At 59.3% G+C, this 20,252-nt stretch carries 19 protein-coding genes; 10 read left to right on the forward strand and 9 right to left on the reverse strand.

The features are described 5' to 3' along the window. Positions 1 to 94: 94 nt before the first annotated feature. The 3 genes from ACIX8_RS18895 (at position 95) to ACIX8_RS24795 (ending at position 4,279) form a co-directional block, all read left to right on the forward strand. The gene (locus ACIX8_RS18895; RefSeq protein WP_223295386.1) at positions 95 to 1,636 is read left to right on the forward strand and encodes a GH1 family beta-glucosidase; all 1,542 of its coding nucleotides are present in this window, start codon (positions 95 to 97) and stop codon (positions 1,634 to 1,636) included. A 253-nt stretch (positions 1,637 to 1,889) separates the two neighbouring features. Beyond that, entirely contained in the window at positions 1,890 to 2,831 is a 942-nt protein-coding gene (locus tag ACIX8_RS18900; RefSeq protein ID WP_014266986.1) for a hypothetical protein, read from the forward strand. A 44-nt stretch (positions 2,832 to 2,875) separates the two neighbouring features. Next, on the forward strand, positions 2,876 to 4,279 hold the full coding sequence (locus tag ACIX8_RS24795) for a PQQ-dependent sugar dehydrogenase (RefSeq protein WP_014266987.1): 1,404 nt from the start codon (positions 2,876 to 2,878) through the stop codon (positions 4,277 to 4,279). Between the two features lie 114 nt (positions 4,280 to 4,393). Here ACIX8_RS24795 and ACIX8_RS18910 read toward each other — a convergent pair whose 3' ends face one another. From ACIX8_RS18910 to ACIX8_RS18920, 3 genes are all read right to left on the reverse strand, one after another. After that, positions 4,394 to 7,873, reverse strand: a complete 3,480-nt coding sequence (locus ACIX8_RS18910; RefSeq protein ID WP_014266988.1) for a carboxypeptidase regulatory-like domain-containing protein — start codon at positions 7,871 to 7,873, stop codon at positions 4,394 to 4,396. 494 nt (positions 7,874 to 8,367) lie between these two features. Next, a complete protein-coding gene (locus ACIX8_RS18915) occupies positions 8,368 to 9,438 on the reverse strand; it encodes an IS5 family transposase (protein ID WP_014263964.1) in 1,071 nt (356 codons plus the stop codon). Positions 9,439 to 9,684: 246 nt separating this feature from the next. Continuing rightward, the gene (locus tag ACIX8_RS18920; RefSeq protein WP_014266989.1) at positions 9,685 to 10,746 is read right to left on the reverse strand and encodes a LacI family DNA-binding transcriptional regulator; all 1,062 of its coding nucleotides are present in this window, start codon (positions 10,744 to 10,746) and stop codon (positions 9,685 to 9,687) included. Between the two features lie 181 nt (positions 10,747 to 10,927). Between ACIX8_RS18920 and cyaY the strand changes: the two genes are divergently transcribed. Together cyaY and ACIX8_RS18930 are read left to right on the forward strand one after the other, a co-directional pair. Continuing rightward, the gene (cyaY, locus tag ACIX8_RS18925; protein ID WP_014266990.1) at positions 10,928 to 11,263 is read left to right on the forward strand and encodes an iron donor protein CyaY; all 336 of its coding nucleotides are present in this window, start codon (positions 10,928 to 10,930) and stop codon (positions 11,261 to 11,263) included. Positions 11,264 to 11,286: 23 nt separating this feature from the next. Further along, positions 11,287 to 12,066: a glycosyltransferase family 2 protein gene (locus ACIX8_RS18930; RefSeq protein ID WP_014266991.1), complete on the forward strand. Its 780-nt coding sequence runs from the start codon at positions 11,287 to 11,289 to the stop codon at positions 12,064 to 12,066. A gap of 60 nt (positions 12,067 to 12,126) precedes the next feature. Here the strand turns inward: ACIX8_RS18930 and ACIX8_RS18935 are convergent, their stop codons facing one another. The 5 genes from ACIX8_RS18935 to ACIX8_RS18955 all read right to left on the reverse strand — a co-directional run bounded on the left by ACIX8_RS18935 (position 12,127) and on the right by ACIX8_RS18955 (position 16,947). Continuing rightward, the gene (locus tag ACIX8_RS18935; RefSeq protein ID WP_014266992.1) at positions 12,127 to 12,864 is read right to left on the reverse strand and encodes an SDR family oxidoreductase; all 738 of its coding nucleotides are present in this window, start codon (positions 12,862 to 12,864) and stop codon (positions 12,127 to 12,129) included. After that, on the reverse strand, positions 12,857 to 13,351 hold the full coding sequence (locus tag ACIX8_RS18940; protein WP_317623987.1) for an acyl-CoA thioesterase: 495 nt from the start codon (positions 13,349 to 13,351) through the stop codon (positions 12,857 to 12,859). The genes ACIX8_RS18935 and ACIX8_RS18940 overlap by 8 nt, the downstream gene beginning before the upstream one ends. A gap of 89 nt (positions 13,352 to 13,440) precedes the next feature. After that, positions 13,441 to 14,211 (reverse strand): enoyl-CoA hydratase/isomerase family protein, encoded by a 771-nt coding sequence (locus ACIX8_RS18945; protein WP_014266994.1) that lies wholly within the window; start codon positions 14,209 to 14,211, stop codon positions 13,441 to 13,443. Positions 14,212 to 14,240: 29 nt separating this feature from the next. Further along, entirely contained in the window at positions 14,241 to 15,101 is an 861-nt protein-coding gene (locus ACIX8_RS18950) for a hydroxymethylglutaryl-CoA lyase (protein WP_223295387.1), read from the reverse strand. Between the two features lie 49 nt (positions 15,102 to 15,150). Then, the gene (locus tag ACIX8_RS18955; protein WP_014266996.1) at positions 15,151 to 16,947 is read right to left on the reverse strand and encodes an acyl-CoA carboxylase subunit beta; all 1,797 of its coding nucleotides are present in this window, start codon (positions 16,945 to 16,947) and stop codon (positions 15,151 to 15,153) included. A 150-nt stretch (positions 16,948 to 17,097) separates the two neighbouring features. On the opposite strand from ACIX8_RS18955, the gene ACIX8_RS18960 reads away from it, so the two are divergent. From ACIX8_RS18960 to ACIX8_RS18975, 4 genes are read left to right on the forward strand one after another with little or no spacing between them, the layout of a single operon-like run. Next, a complete protein-coding gene (locus tag ACIX8_RS18960) occupies positions 17,098 to 17,367 on the forward strand; it encodes a ribbon-helix-helix domain-containing protein (RefSeq protein ID WP_014266997.1) in 270 nt (89 codons plus the stop codon). After that, positions 17,364 to 17,693: a type II toxin-antitoxin system RelE/ParE family toxin gene (locus ACIX8_RS18965; RefSeq protein ID WP_014266998.1), complete on the forward strand. Its 330-nt coding sequence runs from the start codon at positions 17,364 to 17,366 to the stop codon at positions 17,691 to 17,693. The genes ACIX8_RS18960 and ACIX8_RS18965 overlap by 4 nt, the downstream gene beginning before the upstream one ends. 2 nt (positions 17,694 to 17,695) lie before the next feature. Further along, the gene (locus ACIX8_RS18970) at positions 17,696 to 18,331 is read left to right on the forward strand and encodes a nicotinamidase (protein WP_014266999.1); all 636 of its coding nucleotides are present in this window, start codon (positions 17,696 to 17,698) and stop codon (positions 18,329 to 18,331) included. Positions 18,332 to 18,366: 35 nt separating this feature from the next. Then, positions 18,367 to 18,681: a hypothetical protein gene (locus ACIX8_RS18975; RefSeq protein WP_014267000.1), complete on the forward strand. Its 315-nt coding sequence runs from the start codon at positions 18,367 to 18,369 to the stop codon at positions 18,679 to 18,681. Positions 18,682 to 19,011: 330 nt separating this feature from the next. Here the strand turns inward: ACIX8_RS18975 and ACIX8_RS18980 are convergent, their stop codons facing one another. Continuing rightward, positions 19,012 to 19,629, reverse strand: coding sequence for an HD domain-containing protein (locus ACIX8_RS18980; protein ID WP_014267001.1), 618 nt, complete (start codon positions 19,627 to 19,629; stop codon positions 19,012 to 19,014). Between the two features lie 377 nt (positions 19,630 to 20,006). Between ACIX8_RS18980 and ACIX8_RS18985 the strand changes: the two genes are divergently transcribed. Continuing rightward, complete coding sequence (locus tag ACIX8_RS18985; protein ID WP_014267002.1) at positions 20,007 to 20,243, forward strand: hypothetical protein; 237 nt, start codon at positions 20,007 to 20,009, stop codon at positions 20,241 to 20,243. Positions 20,244 to 20,252 lie beyond the last annotated feature (9 nt).

Below are 20,252 nucleotides of genomic sequence, written 5' to 3' on the forward strand. Positions count from 1 at the left end.
GAGCGCACCCATCAAGATGGCGGATGCGCTCTTCGGTCGCCGTCTGTTACCGTTTTACCCGAGAGAGCAGTCTTACTCGGGTTGAACGGGAGAGATGATGAATCGCCGCCAATTTGCCACTCGTTCTCTGGCTGCCGTTGCGGGCGCCGTGCTGCATCAGCCCTTTAGCCATGCCACGACGCTCCTTTCCGGAGAGCAAGTCCCCGGATCGGTGCCCGATTCCGTCATACAGAAAGCACGCTTTCCCGAAGGCTTTTTGTGGGGAGTAGCCACGGCGTCCTATCAAAATGAAGGCGCCTGGAACGAGGACGGCAAGGGCGAATCGATCTGGGACAGGTTCACCCATACACCTGGAAAAGTAAGAGGAGGCGTGACAGGCGATGTCGCCTGCGATCAGTACCACCTCTACCCACAGGACATCGCGCTGGCGAAACGCCTTAATCAGAAGAGCTATCGATTTTCAATCTCCTGGCCACGGATTCAGCCAACAGGAACCGGTGCTCCGAACATGAAGGGACTGGATCACTACAGCCGCTTCGTCGACACGCTTCTCGCAGCCGGAATCCGTCCGTGGTGCACGCTCTACCATTGGGACCTCCCCCAGGCGCTGGAAGATCGCGGAGGCTGGCCCAACCGAGACCTGGCCAACTACTTTGCGGACTATGCCGGTATTCTCGCCAAACATCTTGGCGATCGAATTACGATGTGGGCGCCCTTCAACATGCCGTGGGCCATCGCGTTCATGGGATATGCCGCCGGCTCCTCTCCACCCTGCCGTAGCAGTTTCCCCGACTTTCTGAAAGCAGCCCATACGCTTGCACTGGCGCAGGCAGAGGCGCATCGTTCGATTAAAGCAGCCTCTTCGAAGGCAACCGTGGGGAGTGCCTATGAAATGGCGCCTGCCTACCCGAAGACGAACTCCGAGGCGGATCGAGCAGCCGCCGCGCGCTACCACGCCATGAACAACGTGTTCTTTCTTGAGGCCGCCATGAAAGGCAAATATCCAAACGCATTCATTGGCGAGCCTCCCTACGAGATCATGGGGTTCAAGCCCGGCGACGAGAAGATCTTATATGCGCCGCTGGACTGGGTGGGCCTTCATTACTACACGCGCCGCATCGTCTCCGATGCAAGCCACGCGCATTGTTTTGGCGGTGGTTTCAGTGGAACTGAGATTGAATCTGACTCTGCCTGTGCGCGCGATCCCTACACCGGGCTTTCAGCAGTGATGCCCACAGAGGGCCCGCTGACAGAGGCTGGTTTGGAAGTATGGCCACGTGGCATCTACGATCTGGTCACGCAGATCTCGAAAGAGTACAACCATCCCTTCATCGAGATCACGGAGAGTGGTTGCGGCTATCTCGATAGTCCAGACGAAGAGCACGGCCGGGTTCCGGATAGCCGCCGGATTCAGTGGTATCGTGAAACGCTTGCAGAGCTGGCTCGCGCCATTGCCGATGGAGCCAGAGTCCGTGCGTTTCATGCCTGGACATTGCTTGACAACTTCCAATGGGCCGAAGGTTACACCGAGCGTTATGGCTTGATCTATACCGATTTCCGCAATCAGAAACGCACTATTAAGGATTCCGGCTATTGGTATGCAAAGGTTGCGGCCTCCAACAAATTGGAGGTCTAACCTCTGCTCTGAAAATCGGGAAACCAATTCTAACGAAGCGAGAGGAAGAGGCCGCTAAAACGCCTGGCAGTGTATCGTGAGAGTGTGCATTTCGGTATTGAGTCTCGCAGTCAGACTCAGACCGTCTTCGTGCCAGACATCCTTTCCGCTCGCTGCGCAGTTCGAGCTCACGACCTGCTTTCATCGTCCTACCGATTGACCGGGGATTTACAGCGATCGGCGACTGTTCCGTTTATGCTTTTTTAATAACTTCATGCGCGTGTCTCGCCTTATCGTTCTTGCCCTTGCCCTTGCGGCTCCCGTGGCGCTGGCCCAGCGCCACAGCGGAAGCTCTTCGCCCCCTACAGCGCCTCCCGGAACCCCGGCGCGCCCGGCAAACGGTCCTCAGGCGATTACGCCTGCCAGCTCGGGGATGGGCGCGATCCAGTTCGTCGCCGTCAACTATGGCGTACCTGCGCCGCAGTCACTCACGCGCCAGCTCCGCTCCGACGACGACCGTACCCGTGCGGCCGCCCTCTCCGCAGTAGGAGTTCCCAGCCAATACCTGCAGCGCGGCCATACCGGCATGCCGCACTCCATCCAACTGGAGTTCGCCGATCTCGGCAGCAGCGACGATCTCGACGCCATGCTGACGGTCGAGATGGATCAGCACATCGTCACCGCCATCCTGATGCCCGATGGCGACAACTGGCGGCGCATCGCCACCGTCTTCGTCGCCGACACCTTCCAGGACCCCAGGACAACGCCCGCCACCTTCGCCCACACCACGCGCTCGCTGCTGCAGCAGGACCGCTACCAGGCCGTCTTCCGTGCGCTGGCGACCGACAACAAGGGCAACTACACCGAGAACGAAGCGCACCTGCGTATCTTCAACAACCGCGCCGTCATCACCATGAACTTCGCTTCGGGCGCGCGCGATTGCACCTCGGCCTCCGTGGGCAAGCGCACGGACGCAGCAGGGGGCTGCAACATCGTACATCGCTGGCTCCAGCCCGACCCCACGGACCCCGCCAAGCACTTCACCCTGGTCACCGCCACCGGCCACCTGTCAGCGCATGAGGCTGCCGACCCGTTGGGCACTTCGCGCGCCTACGAAGATGCGCACCTGCGTAACTTCTCCTGCCAGCCCTTCCTCTTCTCCGATGTCGCATTGCGGTTTGAGCCGACTGCGATTTCGGGCCCCTGTATGAAGTAAAAGCCGGCGACCCAGTCCGCCTTAATCCCATCTAACTCCTCTGAATGAATCTCCTATCCAAACTCCTGCTCCTCTCCGCCTGTATCCTTCCCCTGTCGTTACAGGCTCAGACCCCGTCTCATAACGTCGCGCACACCCTGACCTATGCGCCCGGCAAGTCGATCACCCTCTCGCTTCCGCAGGAGTTCGAGATCAACGTCGCAGCCAGCAGCCTGCATCGTGTGCGCTTCTTTGCGCAGGCTCCTGACGGCCGCATCTTCGCCACCGGCATGTACAACCTTGCCGATAACACGCAGGGCTCCGTCTTTATCCTCGACGGCTGGAACGAGAAGACCCACACCTTCGCACATGTCACGCACTATCTCGATCACCTGCGCAATCCCAATAACCTGGCCTTCTGGACTGATCCCGCCACCCACCAGACGTGGCTCTATCTCCCGCTCACCGATCGCCTGCTGCGCTACAAGTACAACCCCGGCGACAACGCCCCGAGCTCTGCCCCGCAGATCCTCACGCACTATCCCGACTACGGCCTGAACTATAAGTACGGCGGCTGGCACCTGACCCGCACCGTCGCCATCGCCACGCTGCACGGACAGACGCGTGTCTACATCGCCGCAGGCTCCTCCTGCGACTACTGCCGCGAGCACGAGGTCATCCGCGCCACGCTGAGCGTCATGGACCCCGACGGCTCCCACCAGCAGCTTCTGGCGCACGGCCTGCGCAACGCCGTGGATCTGCGCTTTATCCCAGGCCTCGACGGAGGCTCGCTCTTCGCCAGCAACATGGGCGACGACCACCTCGGCGACACGCTGCCCGAAGACTCTTTCTTCGAGCTCGATTCGAACGCCAAGCCTGGCGTCGTTGCGAATGTTCGTCCCGGCACGCCTTCCAACGTGAACTACGGCTGGCCCACCTGCTACTTCGCCCACGGCAAGCCTACGCTCGACACCACGCCCCTGCCCGAGACCCCCGGCCCCGACGATCCCCGCACCCTGGCGGACCGTCCCGTGCTTGCCGAGGCTGGAACGCTGCTGGCAGCGGGAGGGGGACACTCCCTGTCGGTCGACCCGAACGCCGACCTCGGAACCATCCCTCCGCCCCTTACCTCCTGCAAGGAGGTCCCCGCAGCGTACACAACCTTTGCCGCTCACAGCTCACCGCTCGGCATGGCCTACTTTGATGGGAACAACTCTCTACTCCACGGCAGCTTCCTCGTCGCGCTGCATGGTGCGGGACATCCACGCATCGCTACGGGTTACCGACTCACGCGGTTTACGCCAGGCGACCACACACCGCGCGACTTCATGACCGGGTTTCTCACCATGGAGAACGGCAAACCGGTTATTCACGGACGCCCCTGCGGCCTTCTACAACTTGGCCCGGACAGCTTCCTGTTGACCGACGACTATCTTGGCCTGGTGTATTTCATTCATCCGAAGAGCTAAGGCAAATTACCCAATGGCACAGAGGTTGTTTGGCCGATAGTCTAAGCCCCGAAGTGGCTACGCTATACCAGCCCAGGACTTCGCCCTGGGCTGGGGACATATAGAAAAGCTTCCCTAAAACGTAATCTTGACCGCCGCCTGAAGGACACGCGGGCCACCAACACCATTGACGTTACCGACACCGCTGCCCAGGGGTGAAGTAATCTTTCCCAGATTCGATCCCAGGCTGGAGTTAGGCAAGCCGAATGCTGGTGTGTTGGTCATGTTGAACGCATCCACACGCGCTTCCAAAAAGATTTCGTGATGGATCGGGAAGCTCTTGAAGAGCGACAGGTTGTCTGAAAAATAGCCCGGTCCACGGAACTGATTGCGCTGCGTGTTGCCGACTGCACACGGAACAGGGTTGGCCGCAGAGTAGGGAGTACAGGCAGCAGGTGCAGAGAAAGAGGCCGGGTTAAACCAGGCAACACTGCCCTTTCCATTAACGCTATGGGTTACCCGGTAGGGAGCCGTTTGATTCACCGTCTGGGTGGTTCCCGGCGTAACGCTGGAGGTTGTAATCGTGAAGGGCAGGCCAGAGAGCGCCGAGATAATGGCCGATACCTTCCATCCTCCCAGGAGATACGACGCAACACCGGAGTTGAAGTAACGGTGGCCCCTCCCGGCGGGTAGTTCGTAGGTAATGGTCTGCTCGTAGTTAAGCCTGCGATCGAAGTCCGTCACACTGTAGTTGCGATGAGCAGGGCCACTATAAAAGAGCAGGTTTCCATCCTGAGGCCCTGTCTGATAGTTTTGCGACTTACCCCAGGTCACGGCCGAGGTAAATCCAAAGCCTTTCGCGAAGCGGTGTCTAAGCTCTACCTGCAGCGACTCGTAATTCGTCGAATAGCCTAAAAAGTACTCCGTTACCGACGCGGTCTTACCGAAGGCGACATTGAGCGGATCGTAGGCCGCACCTTGCCCGTAGACACTGGGAACATTGATATTCTGCGCAACATCGATCCTCGTACCGTGGTTGGCTACATACGCAATCTGCAACGAGGTGTCTCCCGGCAGCGCCTGCTCGACCACCGCATTCCAGGACGAGACATAAGCATTCTTGAAGTTGAGCGGGATATAAAGGTTCCCCAGCCCTATCGTGCCGTTGGCCGCACTCTCTGCGAGCGTTCCGTTCGATCCAAAGGCAACGGTCGGGGTAGCCGGAACTCCAGTAATGAAGTTAACGACGCCGCCCGCCGGGTTAAGGGCAGACCCATAGATTGGCGTGTTGGTGTAGTCGGTACTTGTCTTGATCGGATAGTTATAAGCGTAGCTGTTGTCTACAAAGGGAACATAACTCACACCAAAGCCGGCACGCACGACCGTAGTATCCGAAGCACGATAAGAAGCCCCGAGCCGTGGAGCGAAGTTTTTGTAGTCCGTCTGCATCCCCAGGTTGGAAGGATTTCCGTTCAGACCAGCCACGACGAGTTGATTGTTAGAGGGGTTGTAGTTGACGAAGCCACCGGCTTTGCGCGGCGTCGCCGGGGGATAGAGTTCATAGCGGAGACCGATATCCAAAGTCAGTTTCGGCGTGGCCTGCCACTTGTCGGAGACGAAGAAAAATAGCCAGTTCTGACGGAAGGCGGGGAAGGTGCTGTTCGTGTCCTGGCCGACCTGGTACGGAACATCGAACAGAACGCTCGCAACATCGTTGGCTAGCCCTGTAGTGGCGCCCGGTGCGGAGGTCTGGTTCTCGGAGAAGTAAAAAGTTCCCGCTGCGGCGTTGATATTTCCTTGCAGGAGATCGTCGCGGATGCGACGGACGTCGCCTCCGGCCTTCAACGTATGGTTGCCGAGCAGTTTGGTCCAGATATTGACGAAATCAATGTTCGACTCTGCACGGAGCCACGGCAGTGACTGCGAGTAGCCGATCAGCGGATTCCCTGTACCGTTCTCTCCATTGCCGGCGAAGTTGCTGACTTGAAACGCTACCTGGCCGCTGCTCGTAGGCGTATTGTCCGTTCCATTCGGGCCGTTGCCGGGGATACCGAGGGTCGCCGCATCATTGCTGCCGTAGTCTGTCTGCTGTGCGGAGTTACGCAGGTGGGCTACGCCGACACGCGCTTCCGTGAATAGCTTCGGCGAGAAGATGTGATCGTAGTTGAAACCCGTGCTGTAAGCTGTCGCAACTCCGGTGGCTTCAAAGCCGCCGCCCGTTGGACCGCCGAGAAAGGAACCGAAGAGAGGCGCCTGAAAGGTGTTTGTTGTCTGATGGCTAAACCGTCCGGTCAAGTGATCTTTTGCGGTGATGGCATAGTCCGACTTGATGTCATAACTGATCGAGTCCTTACTGAAAGGGCTATTCTGAGAAAAGTTATTCGTTGTCTGGCCCCCGATGTAGGCTCCTGACGCAAGGTTCAGCTGCGGATTTCTCGCAATAGCGTCGAGGTCCTGCAGAACGGTCAGGCCGATCTTGCTGATTCCCGGGTTGGATAGAGGAATCAGGTTGCCGGCAAAGGGAGTTCGTCCGGTACCGCAGGTGTTAGAGGCCGCTGCACCGCTGCAGGTACTTGTAACTCCCGTATTCGGGTCATACACCTGACCGGTGTAACCGCTCAGATTGATGTTGCCGCCTGTCACGTTGTAGAACGGAATGGTCGTAGTGACGGTTGACGATTCATGATCGGAGACGCGCAGGAAGTCGCCGAAGAAAAATAGTTTGTTCTTCAGGACAGGTCCTCCAATGGAACCGCCAGTGTAGTTGTAGACCAGTCGCCCATTGGGGCCGGCGGAGAAGTAGCCACGGGCGTTGACTCCGTTGTTCTCCATGTTCTGGAAGACCGACCCGTGGAACTCGTTTGTTCCTGACTTCAGGGTGACGTTGACCACCGTACCCACAGCGCGGCCGAGCTCCGCCTCGAAGTTGTTAGTCGTGATATCCACGCTCTGAATCGAAGCTGCCGGCGGCACCAGGATGATGTGAATGCCGGTACGCTGATCGTCGTCGATACCCTCAATCTGATACAGGTTCACATAGGACGACTGACCGTTCGCGTTTTCAGAAAGATCGTTGTTGGCATTGAAGAATTGAGAGTTGTTGAAGACCACCGGAGCCATGCCCGGAACCGTATTAAGCAACGATTGAAAGCTGTTGCCGCTGCTCAGGGGAAGGTTGCTGATCTGGTGCTGCTCAATCGTGGTCGAGATATCCGCGCGATCGGTCTGGAGTTCGGGTGGCGCTGTGGTCACCGTGATCGTCTCCGTCGTACTGCCAGTGGTCAAAGCGGCATCGACACGCACAGTGGTGTTGGGTTCAAGACCGATGTTCTCACGGACCTCATTCTTGAAACCCTTCATGGTTACAGCAACGGTATAAGTGCCGGAAGGGAGGTCAGGGACGGTATAGTTACCGCTGTCGTTGGTAAGCGACTCATGGACGACACCGGTTTTGGACTCGGTAACAACAATCTTTGCGTTGGCAATCGACGCCCCTGTGGGATCGGTAATCGTTCCAAGCAGCGTTCCATTGACGGCCTGCGCGTGCGCCGAGAGTGCAAAAAAGAATGAAGTCAGCAGGATCGTGAGGATCGAGATCGATTTACGTGCGTTCATGGCATACCTCCGAAAGGAGCAACATTAGGACGCAGAACCAATTGATGTTTGATGTACGCACGAAACACTATCAACACACTTCCGATGCGTCAATGAAAAGAACCAAAGTAAGCGCTTTTATAAGCATCGTTCGCCGTCCGTCGCCCGGCAGTCCGATCACTCCGAGGCGAATTTAGACGTGGAAGTGCGCAGAGATTTATAACCAATTGAGATGGCATGCCCTAGTGTGGTGAGTCATTCATTCGCGGAAGAACCAGCATTACCCCATAGCGCGGAGCGCGCACCGTGACGCTTTGGCGTCGCGGGACAGAGGGAGCCGTAGCCTTTAGGCTACGGAATCAGAGCTAGGCAAGAATTGGGCTTCAGACGCTGCTGAAGAAGTGGCCTTTTCTTTATCGAAGATGGCTGACGGTTTTTGGGGTTGAGGATTTGCGTTATTTTTTGCCGAGTTTGCCGCTTAGGTGTTTCTGAGAGTGGTGTTTTTTGGGGGGAGCTCAGCTGACTGCGGTGAGATTGGCCATGCGGACGAGGTTGTAGGCGGCAGCGGCGAGGGTGAAGTTCCAGTGCAGCTTGCGATGCCCTTTGTGTCTTGTTTTGGCCAGGTTCGCGGTCGTCTTCAGCCAGCCGAAGAAGCGCTCTACCCACTTCCGCTTCTTCTGGCTCACGGCGTACTCAGGTTGTTCATAGAGCGCCGGATCGACCAGGCAGGGACGTTTGCACCTGTATCTCGGCACATGCGCCTCCACCCCCATCTGCCGCATCGCGCCTATGAAGTCCTGCTCATGATAGCCCTTGTCGGCAGCCACGATCTTCGGCTTCACCGTCTGCTTCAGCCGCCGCATCATCCGCACAGCAGCCACTCGCTCCTGGGTGGGAGAACAGGTGGTGACCTCGGTAGCCACCACTAGCCCATGCTGGTTCTCGCTCACTACGTGTGCCATGTGCCGCAGACGGTAGCCCATCCGCATACCCTTGCGATACAGCCGCGCCTCCGGATCGGTCTTCGACTCGTGGGTGTCAGACTTCAACACGCTTCCACCATGGCCTGAGCCCTTGCCCTTAGGCGGCCGCGGGCCAGCCTTGGGCTGATAGCTCTTCTCCGAAGCCCACGCCTCGATCAACGTGCCGTCCACCGTGAAGTGCTCATCGGACAACAGCCGCAGCTGCCGCGCCGACGCCACCACCGCAGAGAAGAACACCTGTGCCACCTCCCCCGACAACAACCGCTCTCGGTTCTTGGTGAAGCTGGTCGCGTCCCACACGCGGTCGTTCATGCCCAGACCCACGAACCAGCGGAACAACAGGTTGTACTCCAGCTGCTCTACCAGCATCCGCTCGCTACGCACCGAGTACAGCATCTGCAAAACAAGCGCACGCAACAACTGCTCTGGCGGTATCGACGGACGCCCCATCCGCGAATACATCCCCTCAAATCGCGTCTCCAGGCTCCCCATCACCTCATCGGCCATCGCTCGCACTCGCCGCAATGGATGATCCAACGGCACTCGCTGGCTCAGGCTCCCGTAGCTGAACATCTCTTCCTGTTGCTGCTCGTCTCCACGCATGACTCCTTCCTACCAAATCACCCTGTTTAAAACCTAGAGACTTCTTCAGCACCCTCTAAAGCCCCGGGCCTTTTGTTCGCAGCCGAAAGAAGGCCCGGGCCTAAAGGCCACATCTTCGCTAAGCCTGAATTCCGTAGCCTAAAGGCTACGGCTCCCTCCGTCTCCCTGATGCTGAAGCATCAGGGAGCGCGCTTCGCGCTGGGCTGAACAGACCCTCATTCTTCAATCAACTAATGACTCACCATCCTAGGCCTTGGAACGGACCTTCAACACCCGTGTCGATTCGCGCTCGATCAGAGCTGGGTCGACCAGGATCTCCGAGAGCGGCCGCTCGCCTCTGTCGATGATCCCAATCAGGTGCCCGGCGGCAAGTTCTCCCATCAACTCCAACGGTTGACGAAGCGTAGTCAGGCTGGGAGTCAGGTAGCCCGCACTCTCAATGTCGTCGAACCCGATAACGGAGATGTCTTCAGGAACCCGCAAACCGGCTTCACGAAAGGCGCGGATAGCTCCAATCGCCGTCACGTCGTTGAAGGCAATCAACGCGGTGAACGGAAGCTTCGTCGCCAGCAGAGCGAGCGCGCAGCGGTAGCCTTCCTCAGGCATTGAAGCCTCAGGAGGGGTATTTCCCGAGTGCAGTTCCTTGACCAGCCGTTCATCCAGCGTGATGCCGTGCTCCTTGGCGGCATCGGAGATACCCTGGAAACGTTGGCCCGTGGTTGCGCGCCATCGATGGCCCTTGATGACTGCAATGCGCCGGTGTCCAAGCCCGGCGAGATATTCCATGGCATGCGCCCCGCCGCGATGATTGTTCAGCGCGAATCTCGGCACCCCTTCCACCTTGGGCGAACTGCCGACCATCACCACCGGTCTGCCCGGGTCGGAGGCCAGCTTCGTGTTGATCAGAAGAAAGCCCTCGACCGCGCGCTCCAGGAGGCGCCGCGGATATTCGCGGATCAGATCCTCCTGGCCATAGTGGGTCGCCGTGAAGTAGAGGTACTTCTCCTGCGTCAGCTTGCGGTCAATGCCGGACAGAATGGCTGAAACATAGGGGTCGCGAATCTCCGGAAGCACCACGGCTGCAGTCAGGCTGCGTTTGGAGTAGAGATACTTTGCGTAGAAGTCAGGACGGTAGTCGAACTTTGCAGCGGCATCGGTGATCCGTTGCCGCGTCGCTTCAGGAATCAGTTTCGCGCGCGGGGCATCGTTCATCACGAGAGAGACCGTACTCGGCGAAAGCTTTAAATACTCCGCCAGGGCCTTCTGGCTGATGGGCTTCTTCACTACATGTTTCTTCTCTTCCGGCATTCCGCACCAACTCCTGTATAGCCAACCAAGATATACGTTTAACGACCGATCTGCCGAGCTTTTAGACAGGAACGAAGCAACAGGACTCGGCGCCCTCCGCGAAACCTCAGCAACCTCTGCGTTAAAGCTTTTGCCTTCCTCCTGACACCCCTGCAACCTCCGTCCATTTACACTGAGTCCAATGATCGACGAAATTGCTTTCCGCCACGAATCCGATCGGGCTCTCGAAGCCTTGAAGCAAGCCCTTATCCGTGCCGAGGAAGACGGCGGCTTTGAGGCCGAAGAGAAGAACGGCGTCCTCAACGTGCTCTTCGAGGACGACAGCGCGAAGTTCGTCTTTACCCCCAACACACCCGTCCGGCAGGTCTGGATCTCCGCGCAGTCGACCTCCTTCAAGCTGGAATGGAACGAAACAGCCAAGGCCTTCACCCTGCCAAAGACAGGCGAAGACCTGCGCACCCTGACCGAGCGGCTGCTGCGCGAGCACCTGAACAATCCTTCTATCTCTCTGAGCTAACTATCTCTCTGACCCAAGGTGCCATGCTCGTCTCCGTCGCCATCGTCACCCTGAACGAAGAAGAAAATCTGCCCCGCACGCTCACGAGTGTGCGCTGGGCCGACGAGATCGTCGTCGTCGATTCCGGGTCAACCGATCGCACCGTAGAGATCGCCCACACCCTGGGCGCTCGCGTGATCGAGCGCGCCTGGCCGGGCTTCGCCGCGCAGAAGAACTTTGCCATCTCCCAGTGCTCGGGCACATGGATTCTCTCCCTCGACGCCGACGAAGAGCTCACCCCTGAGCTGCAGACACAGATACGAACGATGCTGGCCTCGAATCCACCGATCGACGCCTACTATCTGCGCCGGCGCAACCTGTTTTTAGGCCGCTGGATCAAGCACGGCGGATTCTATCCTGACCCGAAGCTGCGCCTCTTCCGCCGCAGTGCAGCGAACTTCGCGCTGACGCCGCAGTTTGAAGAGCGCCCCGTTCACGAGACCATCGCCTTCGACGGCGCAGCCGGTACGCTGGACTTCGATCTCGTCCACAACGCCTACCCGGCGCTCTCCACCTACATCGAGCATATGGATCGCTACAGCGGCCTGGGCGCGGACCTGCTCGTAGCCAAGGGCCGGACCAGCCGTTCCCTGCTAAGCTTTCTGAGCAATATCTTTGTGGTTCCGCAAGTCATGTTTCTGTGGAACTACTTCTTTCGCCTGGGCTTCCTCGATGGCCGCGAAGGCTTGCTACTGCACCTCTACCACGCCACCTACACCAGTTGGAAATATGCGAAGGCCTGGGAGAAGGCCCGCAAAGTTTAAGCTTTGTCTTTCGCCGTCATCCTGAGCCAACGGCTCAGGATGACGGCGAAAGACAGTTATCTACCAGGCAAGCTCTTTACCCAAATGGAAGAACCCACCCGTCGGCCCATCTTCCGGTAACGTCGCAAGCTGAACCTCAGTCTTCGCGCCATCGACCACGTTCATCGGAGCCGCGCTGCCGCCCATATCCGTATGCACCCAGCCAGGATGCGCCGAGTTCACCTTGATCTTGGTCCCGAGCAGCTCATGCGCGAGATGAATTGTAAAGACGTTCAGAGCGGCCTTTGACGAGTTATACGCAAACAGCTTGGTGTCGTAGGTCGGCGAGCCCTTCGTCGCCTGCAGACTCACCGAACCAAGGATGCTGGACACATTCACGATCCGCGCCGCCTCCGACTTCTTCAATAACGGCAGCAACGCCTGCGTCAATGCCAGAACGGCGAACAGGTTCGTCTCAAACGTCGCGCGAAGATCGGCGACCTTCGTCTCGCTGGTGCTGTTCTTCGTCCAGCTCTTTTCGATCATGGCGCCCGCGTTGTTCACCAGCACGTCGAGCTTGCCGAACTCGCTTGCAATCAGCTTCGCGACCGCGTCAATATCCGCTTGCCGGACAACATCGAGCTTTACCACCCGCGCGTCCACGCCATCGCCACGCAACTGCCGCGCCGCCACCTCGCCCTTCAGGGCATCGCGCGAACCCAGCAGAATCGTATAGCCGAGCTTGCCGAGCTGCCGCCCCGTCTCAAGACCGATTCCCTTGTTTGCTCCACTAATCAGCGCAACCTTCTTCTCACTCATCTTTCGCTCCCCGTTCCGACACTACCTGCGCACACTGATCCGGCACAGCCTGCTTCGTTCGATGCAGCATGGCCGCAAAACGCTCCGCGAATCTTGCCGGCATCTCCCGCCGCTTCATATCGCGGCCGACGACGATATGCACCGTTTCGCCCTCGCACAATAACACCTCATCTGCAGCGCGCACAATCGCATAACGCAGCCGCAGAAGCGGGCCGCGCATGCCCACCAGCCACGTCCGCACAATCAGTTCGTCGTCATAGCGCGCAGGAGACTTGTAGCGAGCAGTGGCTTCGACCACGGCGATCATCGCACCGTCCTCAGACTCGAAGCTCTTGTAATCCATGCCCATCTGCCGGATGAACTCGACGCGGCCCACCTCAAACCAGACCAGGTAGTTCGCGTGATACACGACACCCATCTGGTCGGTCTCGGCATACCGCACACGCACGCGCGTCTCGCCAAAACCACGTTCCAACATCTGTTCCATCTCACTCATAGCAACAGTTTAGCGAGTTACTTAGAAGATGCCAGCCTGTGTTTCATTGGTATAAATATCCACGCCGTTTTGTACCCGCTCTATTTCCACACCGGTTTCCGCTTTTCCAGGAACGCAGCCACGCCCTCCCGAAAATCCGCCGTCTGCCGCGAGGCCGCATTGGCCTCCATCGCCAGGGCAAGCGCCCGATCCAGCCGTTCCGTCTGCTGCGCACGCAACAACCGTTTGGTCGCCCGCAGACTCTCTGGCGAATTGGCCATCAGTTGCGCCGCAAGCTCCATCACCCGCGTTTGGAGCTGCCCACGTTCAACAATCTCACTCACAAGTCCCAGACGCAACGCCTCGTCCGCACCGAAGATCCGGGCGCTCAGCAGCAGGCCGCGAGCCGCCTTGTCTCCCAACTGCAGTGCCAGATACGCACTCACCAGCGCCGGCACAAAGCCAATCCGCGCCTCGGTATAGCCAAACTTGGCCTCAGGAGAAGCCAGCGTAAAGTCGCAGATCGTCGCCAGACCGGTTCCACCGGCAACCGCCGGACCCTGTACAACGGCCAACGTCGGCAGATCGCACTCCCACAGCGCACGGAACATCCGCCCGATGCGCTCAGCGTCGACGCGATGCTCCTCAGCAGACTGCCCAGCCATCCCCTGCAGCGCCGACAGATCCAGCCCCGCACAGAACGCCTCCCCCGCACCCGCCAGCACGACAACCCGGGCACCGGCAGACTCCGCACCCTTCAGGGCAGCGATCAACTCCTCCTGCATCTCCGGCACAAGCGCATTCCGCCGCTCCGGACGATTCAACGTAATCGTCCGAATCCCGAGTTCGTCTTCAATGCGTACCGTAGACATCGCCACCTCACAAAGCAGTGATAAGTGTCTTACTGCAGTACTGCTCCATACTTCTTCGCGATCTCTGCACTGGCTGTAACCAATCCGTCGAGGGGCCGCAGTTCCGGCAATTTGGCACCCAGCTCTGCCAGCGTCGCCAGCAGGACCTCCGTAGGAAGATTGCCGACCAGAGTATCCTGCGCAAACGGGCATCCGCCCAATCCGCCGATCGCACCGTCAAATCTCCGGCAACCTGCCTCGTACGCGGCCCTTACCTTCGCGGCAGCCTCGTCGGGCCTCGCATGCAGGTGGACTCCGATCTCCAGGCCCTCATGCACGCCCATCACGCAGCCCACCACGCTCCGTATCAGCTCCGGCGAAGCCACGCCCACGGTATCGGAGAGCGACACCTGCAGCACTCCTGCATCCACCATCAGATCGACCGCGCTGACCACCTCGTCGATGTCCCAAGGATCGCCATAGGGATTGCCAAACGCCATCGAGATGTACGCCACCAGGTCGAGTCCGGCCTTGTAGGCCAGCTCACCGATCTGCTCCAACTGGTCAAGCGCCTCCTCCGGCGTCTGCCGCTGGTTGCGGTCGAGAAACTGCGTCGAGATGGAGTACGGAAAGCCCAGCGTCTGCACCGCACCCGTCTTCACGGCGCGCTCCGCACCCTTCGCGTTCACAACGATACCGATGATCTCGACATCATCGGGCGGGTCGAGGTAATCGAGCACCAGTTCGGAGTCGGCCATCTGGGGCACAGCCTTCTCCGACACAAAGCTCACCGCATCGATATGCGAGAACCCGCTCTCGATCAGCGCACGCAGATACCGCGCCTTTACCTCGGCCGGCATTACTTTCGGTAGCCCCTGCCACGCATCGCGCGGGCATTCAACAATCTTCACCACGTCCTAGACTCCTTCGACCTCTACGCTACACCCGACAACTTACTTCTTAAGTCTGCAAAACCCCGGGATTAAACTTCGGTACTTCTGGATTCATCGCACACGCTTCCAGCGCCGTCATCAGCACCTCACGCGTCTTTACCGGGTCAATGATCGCATCGATCCACAGTCGCGCCGCGCCGTACCGAGGATCGGCCTGCGCATCATACGTCGCCTTGATCTCATCGTAGATGCCCGCCTTCTCCTCCGCCGACAAGACCTTGCCCGCCCGCTCCAGCTGCTTCACACGCACCTCAACCAGCGTATTCGCAGCCGAAGCTCCGCTCATCACCGCATACCGTGCCGTCGGCCATGCAAACAGAAACCGCGGGTCGTAGGCCTTGCCGCACATCGCATAGTGCCCCGCACCGAACGAGCCGCCAAGAATCACCGTGATCTTGGGCACCACCGAAGTCGACACCGCCGACACCATCTTCGCGCCAGCGCGGATGATGCCGCTCCACTCCGCATCCTTACCCACCATGAAGCCGTTGACATCGTGCAGAAACACCAGCGGCACAAGCTGCTGGTTGCAATCCATGATGAACCGCGCCGCCTTCTGCGCGCTCTCCGTGTAAATGACGCCGCCGAACTCCGTGCGCTTGGTTCCCGCCTGCGGCCCCATCGCAACCGTCTGTTGCTGATGCTGCTTCTGATTAGAGACGATCCCCACGGCCCGTCCGCCGATCCTGGCATAGCCACACACCAGCGTTCGCCCAAACTCCGCCTTGTACTCATCGAACTCCGAGCGATCGACCATCCGCGCAATCACCTCACGCACGTCGTAGCTGTTGGTCGAAGCCTTCGCCGGATCAGGGTCCATCAACCCATACAAATCCTCCGCCGCAAACCGGGGCTTATCGCGCTCTGCATCGAACGCTATGCGGCTAAAGGGTTCAGGGTTTAGGGCCCAGGGCTCAGGGGCCAGCGAACTTTGCCCTCTGGGCCCTGGCCCCTGAGCCCTGGCCCCTGGCACTCTGGACCCTAGCTTCCCCACCAGACTCCGCAGCCGCGCAATACACAGATGGTCGTTCGGCTCCTTGAAGTCCACCGTGCCGGAGATCTCCGCGTGCATCTGCGCCCCGCCCAGCTCCTCCGCCGGAGTCTTCTGCCCAATCGCCGCCTGCACCAGTGCAGGCCCCGCAAGAAACAGCCCCGAGCCCTCCGTCATCAACACGGTATCGGTCATCACCGGCAGATACGCTCCGCCCGCGACACACATCCCCATGATGGCTGTGATCTGCGGCACACCCAGCGAGCTCATCACCGCGTTGTTGCGGAAGACGCGGCCGAAGTCGTCCTGGTCGGGAAACACATCCTCCTGCAGCGGTAGAAAGACACCAGATGAGTCCACCAGGTACAACGTCGGAATGCGGTTCTCGAGCGCGATCGTCTGCGCGCGCAGCACCTTCTTCGCCGTCATCGGAAAGAACGCGCCCGCCTTCACGGTCGCATCGTTGGCGACGATCATGCACAGCCGTCCCTCGACGCGTCCCAGCCCCGTGACCACACCCGCTCCCGGCGCGCCGCCGAACTCCGCATACATTCCATGCGCCGCCCACAGCCCCAGCTCGGTCCACTCAGAGTCCCGGTCGAGCAGCAGTGCCAACCGCTCGCGCACCGTCAACCGGCCCTTGGCACGCTGGGCTTCGGCAGCCTTCTCACCGCCGCCCTGGCGGATGATGTCTTCTTCAGCGCGCATTCCACCAAGCAGCGCCACCATCGCCGCGCGGTTCGCTCCAGCCCGCACAGACCCACTCTCCAGCTTCGACTCCAACCTGTTTGCCGCCTTCAAATCACCCGCCATCGCACCATCCCAAGCACTCGTCCGCAGAACTCGCAAGGATAGCACCCCTGAGTCAATGCGCTCCCATCCTGGCCATGGACAATTCCAACTGGCTGGATACGATGTCTTTTCGCTTGAACCCCACCCTGCAAACTGTCATCCTATACACGTATGGCAACCTCGCTAAACATCTCGCTTCCGGAGCCTATCAAGGCTTACGTCGATGCAGCGATTGAAGACGGAGCCTACGCCACGCCCAGCGAGTACATCGCGGAGCTCATCTCCGCCGACCATGACCGCCATCGGCAGGCGCTCGAAGCGCGGCTGGTGGAAGCTCTCAAGGGCGATTCCATTGTCCTCACCTCGGACGAAGTCGAACGCGGCGGCATTCTCGCGCTTCTTCGTAAAAAAAGACAAGACCGTCAGGACAAAGCGGCTTGATCTCTGTCGAGTTCCGTGACGCCGCTACAGCATCTCTTCTCGATCAGGCAGATTACTTTGCCTCTGTCGGCGACATATCACTGGCAGAACGTTGGAACGCCGCAGTGGATAAAACCATCCTTGATCTCAAACGCTTTCCGCAGATGGGAAGTCCCTGTTTCTTCAGGCATCCGGATCTTTCGGACCTGCGCAGTATCCTGATCACGGGGTTTCCGCGCTATCTGTTGTTCTATCGATTCGTAGAAGCTGCAAATCTTATACTCGTCGTGGACGTCCTTCACGGCGCCAGAGACATTGAACCTTTACTGACTCCGCCCGAGGAGTAACCATGCCCAATATCCTCCGCCCCACCGACGCGCTCCTCATCATCGACATGCAGCTCGACTTCCTGCCCGGCGGGCCCCTGGCCGTCCACGACGGCGACTCCATCATTCCCGGCATCAAGGCGCTGGCCGCCAGATTCGACCACGTGATTCTCACGCAGGACTGGCACCCGGCAGCTCATATCTCCTTCGCCAGCACACACGGCAAGCAGCCTTTCACCGACACGATAGAAGCTCCCTACGGCACCCAGACCCTCTGGCCCGACCACTGCCTCCAGGGTTCACGCGGCGCGGAGATACACCCCGATCTCGCCCTTCCTCACGCCGAACTCATCCTGAGGAAGGGCTTCCGGCAGAACATCGACAGCTACTCCGCCTTCACCGAAAACGACGGCGCGACACCCACCGGCCTCGCGGGCTACCTGCGCGAGCGCGGACTGAAGCGGCTCTTCTTCGCCGGCCTCGCCTACGACTTCTGCGTCGGCTTCTCCGCGCTGGCCGCAGCCAAACTCGGCTTCGAGGCTCTCGTCGTCGAAGACCTCAGCCGCGCCATCGATCTGCCCGGCACGATCGACGCCGCCAACCAGGCCTTCGCCAGCCTTAGCATTCAGCGCCTCGCCTCCTCGGAGTTACTCTCTTGAGGCCTCAATCACCCACCGAAACGTGGCCGGAGGCAATGGCTACCGTCACCGCCTGCAAGTACGAGTTCGGCGCCGGGCGCGCCCTCGCGTTCGGAGTGCCAACCACCAAGCACTTCCTCATCTCGTTCAACTACTGGGCCAACGGCGAGATCCACACGGGCAAGTACACCTCAAAGACGGCGGTTCCCCAAGGCACACTCTTCCCTCTCCACTACAATCCGGAAGCCCCACACGAACACAGTAAATCCGGTTCCGTGCCTCTCGCGCGTAATCCCGTGATCGCCATTGGAATTATCGGCTCCCTCATCCTCTCGTTCGCCTGGCTCGCCATCCTGCGTGGTTGCCGTTAGTGGGATGAGGCGTTAGTTCGTTGAATTCTGATGGCCCGTTCAACACAGCGCGTAGCGAGTTCCCTGATGCTTTAGCGTCGCGGTACGGAGGGAGCCGTGGCCTTTAGGCCACGGAATCAGGGGCAGGCAAGAATCGGGCTTCAGCCCCGGGCCTTTTGTTCGCAGCCGAAAGAGAGCCCGGGCCTTAAGGCCACACCTTTGCTAAGCCAGAATTCCGTAGCCTAAAGGCTACGGCTCCCTCCGTCTCCCTGACGCTAAAGCATCAGGGAACTCGCTTCGCGCTATGTCGAGCGGGCCATCGGAATTCAACGCACTACCCCCTCACCCCCACTAGCCTTCCGACGTAATCCCCACCAACCCCAAAGCTCCCGCCTGCTCCTGCATCGCCCGAAGACAGTTCCCGATATGCTCCTCCACCGGAAGCCCTAACAACTCCGCGCCATGTGTAATATCCTCGCGCTTCACTGCTCGCGCGAACCCCTTGTCCTTCATCTTCTTCCGCACTCCTGCCACCTCGACATCGGCAATCGACTTCGTAGGCTTCACCAGCGCACAGGCGGTCAAAAAGCCGGCCAGTTCATCGCACGCAAACAACGCACGATCCAGATGGGTCTCCGGCACTACCCCCGAATAATCCGCATGGGCGAGGATCGCGTGCAGCATCTCCTCCGGCCAGCCCTGCTCGCGCAGGAACTTTACGCCGACGAAGGGATGCTCCTCCGGCGTCGGATGCCTGTCGTAATCAAAGTCGTGCAGCAGCCCCGCACAGCGATACTGCTCCGCAAACCGTGCTGCCGCCTCACCCTCAAGCCCCAGCCGAGCCGCCTCGCGAACCCCATAGGACTCCGTACAGCAAGCCACCGCCAACCCATGCTTAACCAGCGACTCGCTCGCCGTCCACTCCCGCAGCAACGCCTCTGCGCGCTCCGCTGTAAACTTTTCGTTCATTCCAAATCCCCTTGGCGAATCTCACATAGACTATCGTTCTCGCCGTTGCTTGTTTTCGCCGTCATCCTAAAGCGTAGCTGAAGGATGGTGCATTGGTAACTCTGAAAAGCCCCACTGGAGTAACAAGATTGCATTGTTGTCGACGTATTATTTCCGTACGGAATGTGACACATGGCTTAGCCGTTCAATGCAACGGTGCAGTCGGTGGGAAGCGGTTCAATGCGTATTCCGCACACGTTGGCGTGGAAACGTCTCATGATTTTTCAGGCATGCCGGCAATGGGCTGGTCGACGTACAGCATCACATAAAGATCGAGAGAGCAATTGAAGCTGGGTGAGCTGTGGCGCCGATGGCAGACAAGGAACCACCCAGAGCACATGCTCACAGCGGCGGAGGCGATCGAGTGTGTGCGGCAATATGCGGAAGCAAACGAACGCGACTTCCGCGAGCCGCTGGACGTCCACCTGGAGTGGCGGGCGCTGGAGCCAGGGAATCGGAAGGCAGGCTCCCATCTTGTTTATGTCATACCGCTGGGAACCTCGATTCCTATACCCTTCATGGAGGTAGACGCCAGCGATGGCAAGGTGATTGCATGGCGTTCGCTTTCGCGATAGCACTCCTTG

The organism is Granulicella mallensis MP5ACTX8, assembly GCF_000178955.2.
GTDB lineage: Bacteria > Acidobacteriota > Terriglobia > Terriglobales > Acidobacteriaceae > Granulicella > Granulicella mallensis.

Bases quoted from the DNA above. Each gene is read 5' to 3' on its own strand.
- ACIX8_RS18975 (WP_014267000.1), top strand. From the start codon at position 18,367: ATGGCTACCGTCACCGCCTGCAAGTACGAGTTCGGCGCCGGGCGCGCC.
- cyaY (WP_014266990.1), top strand. From the start codon at position 10,928: ATGATCGACGAAATTGCTTTCCGCCACGAATCCGATCGGGCTCTCGAA.
- ACIX8_RS18920 (WP_014266989.1), bottom strand. From the start codon at position 10,746: ATGCCGGAAGAGAAGAAACATGTAGTGAAGAAGCCCATCAGCCAGAAG.
- ACIX8_RS18930 (WP_014266991.1), top strand. From the start codon at position 11,287: ATGCTCGTCTCCGTCGCCATCGTCACCCTGAACGAAGAAGAAAATCTG.
- ACIX8_RS18980 (WP_014267001.1), bottom strand. From the start codon at position 19,629: ATGAACGAAAAGTTTACAGCGGAGCGCGCAGAGGCGTTGCTGCGGGAG.
- ACIX8_RS18935 (WP_014266992.1), bottom strand. From the start codon at position 12,864: ATGAGTGAGAAGAAGGTTGCGCTGATTAGTGGAGCAAACAAGGGAATC.
- ACIX8_RS18945 (WP_014266994.1), bottom strand. From the start codon at position 14,211: ATGTCTACGGTACGCATTGAAGACGAACTCGGGATTCGGACGATTACG.
- ACIX8_RS18985 (WP_014267002.1), top strand. From the start codon at position 20,007: ATGCTCACAGCGGCGGAGGCGATCGAGTGTGTGCGGCAATATGCGGAA.
- ACIX8_RS18900 (WP_014266986.1), top strand. From the start codon at position 1,890: ATGCGCGTGTCTCGCCTTATCGTTCTTGCCCTTGCCCTTGCGGCTCCC.
- ACIX8_RS24795 (WP_014266987.1), top strand. From the start codon at position 2,876: ATGAATCTCCTATCCAAACTCCTGCTCCTCTCCGCCTGTATCCTTCCC.
- ACIX8_RS18970 (WP_014266999.1), top strand. From the start codon at position 17,696: ATGCCCAATATCCTCCGCCCCACCGACGCGCTCCTCATCATCGACATG.
- ACIX8_RS18910 (WP_014266988.1), bottom strand. From the start codon at position 7,873: ATGAACGCACGTAAATCGATCTCGATCCTCACGATCCTGCTGACTTCA.
- ACIX8_RS18960 (WP_014266997.1), top strand. From the start codon at position 17,098: ATGGCAACCTCGCTAAACATCTCGCTTCCGGAGCCTATCAAGGCTTAC.
- ACIX8_RS18895 (WP_223295386.1), top strand. From the start codon at position 95: ATGATGAATCGCCGCCAATTTGCCACTCGTTCTCTGGCTGCCGTTGCG.
- ACIX8_RS18915 (WP_014263964.1), bottom strand. From the start codon at position 9,438: ATGCGTGGAGACGAGCAGCAACAGGAAGAGATGTTCAGCTACGGGAGC.
- ACIX8_RS18955 (WP_014266996.1), bottom strand. From the start codon at position 16,947: ATGGCGGGTGATTTGAAGGCGGCAAACAGGTTGGAGTCGAAGCTGGAG.
- ACIX8_RS18940 (WP_317623987.1), bottom strand. From the start codon at position 13,351: ATGGAACAGATGTTGGAACGTGGTTTTGGCGAGACGCGCGTGCGTGTG.